Source organism: Lactovum odontotermitis, from assembly GCF_054658595.1.
The window spans coordinates 1-3,082 of record NZ_BAAGGQ010000045.1; the positions used below are offsets into that span (position 1 = coordinate 1).

Consider the following 3,082-nt stretch of genomic DNA (forward strand, 5'->3'; position numbering starts at 1 on the left):
AATTCCAATATAGCAGGCTACAGAAAGAGCTAAAGTTTCAAAAATACCATATTTACTCACTTCTAATAGATTTGCTGCAGCATTGCCCGCTAGCACTAGAACAATTGAAAAGTAAACAGAGTTAAAATAAAAAATGAGATAAGCAAACTTTTTATGGATATACCCTGCAACAATCAACAAAACCACTACAATCATGTTTCTTGTAAAAATAGTCAAAAAAGATAAAGAAGCCGGATTCCCTTGATGCGTAGATGATGAATCTCCTGCAGCCAACGACAGAGATAGTACAATCAGAGAAGGAAGCCAGAAAGTTATAAATAATAGTGAAATTCTTTTCATGCTACCTCCAATAATAAGCAAAAAACGCGAATAAGAAGAGTGTTGTCATAACAAAGAAACCGTAATAATCCATCTTCCGATTATCGCTGTGACCGCTTTCGAGGATAAAGACCGCGGTTACAATGCGTGTTGAAAGCAAAATGACTGCACCTATCAAAGAAAAGGCTGAAAATTCTAGAGACAGTCCTGAAAAAATACAGAGAAGTATTTGAATAAGCAGAATAAAACCTAAAATACTTATGCTGTAGCGGAAAAGAAAGTATCTTACATGCTTGCCGAACAACTTTGTGTAATTAAGCATAATTTTACTGCATAAGTTGGGGGTTAATAAAAACGAAGTTAAAATGAGCAAAATAAACACTTTGCTTAGTTCGCCGATAGGAATAAATCTCAAAGCGACTGACGGACCAATTAGCCATAATGCTGCACCTCTGATATAGACTTCGGCATAGTCTTGAGTTACCCCGCTAAACCTACGAGAATTGTTTGTTTTTCGAGTAACTTGAGCGCCTTTAAAAGCTTGGAATAATTTACTTTTGAGACTATCAAAAATGGTATAGCCTGTCAGTGTAAAAAGAACAAATGATAGCATCCATATACTTCCGTTAGTACTAAATTGGATACTGAAACTATTTTTTTGAAATAAATAGATGAAAGTAATTGCTGCAAAACCTACGAGAATATACTGAAAAAACCACGGATAATACGCTTTTTCCGACAGCTTATCTTCCATTGTGATAGAAACAGTTTTCCTAAATACATAAGCGAGTGAGAGAAATGAAATTGAAAAAATGCACAAAATCTGCCATGCTGGAGCATTACGATAATAAAACAGCATATTTCCGTCAATTAAGAAGACAAATCCCAGCATAAAACTAGAATAATAAATCGCAACTTTCCTGATATTAAGAAGTCGTTCTGGATATGCAAAACTTCCGCCCAAAAGAAAATCCAGGCTTCTAATTCTTTTATTACTAGCTAATGCCTGTTTAGAGAGAAGGAAAACAGATACTGTCAGCAAAAGAATTTGTGAAATCAAAAGATGAAAAAGGCTGAGTTCTTCTTGTCTCAAATAAACGTTAATCACAACAAAAGCTAAGACATAGACTAAACATCTTGCCACTGTATAGATACCGTAAATTATTCCTTTATAAAATGAATCAATTTCTGACAAAAGAGGATTTGAGCTGAAAAAACTAGATTTATTCAGTTTGTAGTATAAAGAGGCAATTTTTATCATTTTATTAGCATCCCGACTATTGCAAAGATTGTATTAAGCGTGTAAAAGGATACAACCGAACCTATTACTTTTCCCAGTATGAATTCTTGTTTCAACCATATTGCTATACAGAAAAGATAAATAAACAACAATGGATTTATGACAGAAATAACTGAAAAAGTCTGGCCAAAATTTTGTATACCAATCAGAAAGATTGAATTAAAAAAGAGATAAAGATAAAAAGAATTTAGTATCATCTGCCATTTTTCTGCTTTAAACACTGAAAATAAATTCAGAATGAATTTCAATAGATACTGCGATACTCCGACTGATATGAGAACCGAAATAACTGAAAAAATAAACATAAGATATTTCAATTGTGTTGAATAATTAGAAAAAACGATATAAGTAATTGAGGATAGCAAAATAAGCGCTAAAAGGAAATACTGTACTATTTTCTTTGCTGCCAAGTTTATCATAGGTTGTGTCCAATCCTTTCCAACAGTTTTCATCTACTTGATTTGTGTATTCTTGTAAAAATGCAGGTGACAATATGATTACATCGCCACCCACACCTGCTTTAGTAAGGGATGATAGGCATCAATAGCCCACTATCCAGCTACCGCTAAATGCCTGTGAAGCAAGCCAAGCAATGCCGAATTGGAGGAGAAGACTTACAGCCCAGCCCCAGCCGCCTGTTGCAGCCGACAGTGCTGCTCGAATACTTGAGCCACCCTTCCATAGATTATAAGCTGTTCTTATTACGCTAATAACCTTAAGTTGTTTCCACCCCAGAATGCCTGACAAAAGAACAGGTGAGAAAGCTAAGAAAGTCATTGGAAGCAATAGGAGTTTAAGACGGTCATTTCCAGTCTTACTTTGAAGAAGATTAATTGATTTCATGTCGAATCCTTTCTAAAATTATGGTTGGCGTTATTTTTGATATATAACACCTGAGTGGAGTCGTTTAGTCCCTAACACGTGTTACTAGGGCAAACTAGCATTTGCAATCCTTCCATTTTCTCTTCGTACGCTCAAGTTAACGGTCAGGTTGCTTTTATTGAAGCTTCAATATTAACAGTAAACAGTCGACTGTTTACCATTTTGCAATCGTCATGATTCAGTTGAAACTAACAACTCCAAAATAGTAATCAATTTTTTGCCCTCTTAATATATAATACGTATTTTTTTGCAAGATGTTTCAAAAAATTTTAGTCAAGTTTTCGATATTTGTCTCAAAATGGTAAGCGTTGAAGTGCCGCCTTTTTGCCGTTGCTACAATTGCCAAAATTCGGCTGAAGCTGACAAATCCAGAATAATAATCAAGTTTTTTGCCCTCTTAATATATAATACGTATTTTTTTGCAAGATGTTTCAAAAAATTTTAATCAAGTTTTCGACATTTGTCTCAAAATGGTAAGCGTTGAAGTGACGCCTTTTTGCCGTTGCTACAATTGCCAAAATTCGGCTGAAGCTGACAAATCCAGAATAATAATCAATTTTTTGCCCTCTTAATATATAATAC

The 3,082-nt window shown here is 34.5% G+C and carries 3 protein-coding genes; all 3 read right to left on the bottom strand.

Going from position 1 to position 3,082, the window contains the following annotated elements:
- The coding region (locus tag ACYQ2E_RS11210) for a hypothetical protein (RefSeq protein ID WP_460018146.1) at positions 1-339 on the bottom strand (339 nt) is incomplete at its 3' end.
- A gap of 1 nt (position 340) precedes the next feature.
- Entirely contained in the window at positions 341-1,513 is a 1,173-nt protein-coding gene (locus ACYQ2E_RS11215; protein WP_460018147.1) for a hypothetical protein, read from the bottom strand.
- A 645-nt stretch (positions 1,514-2,158) separates the two neighbouring features.
- Positions 2,159-2,461: a hypothetical protein gene (locus tag ACYQ2E_RS11220; protein WP_460018148.1), complete on the bottom strand. Its 303-nt coding sequence runs from the start codon at positions 2,459-2,461 to the stop codon at positions 2,159-2,161.
- Positions 2,462-3,082 lie beyond the last annotated feature (621 nt).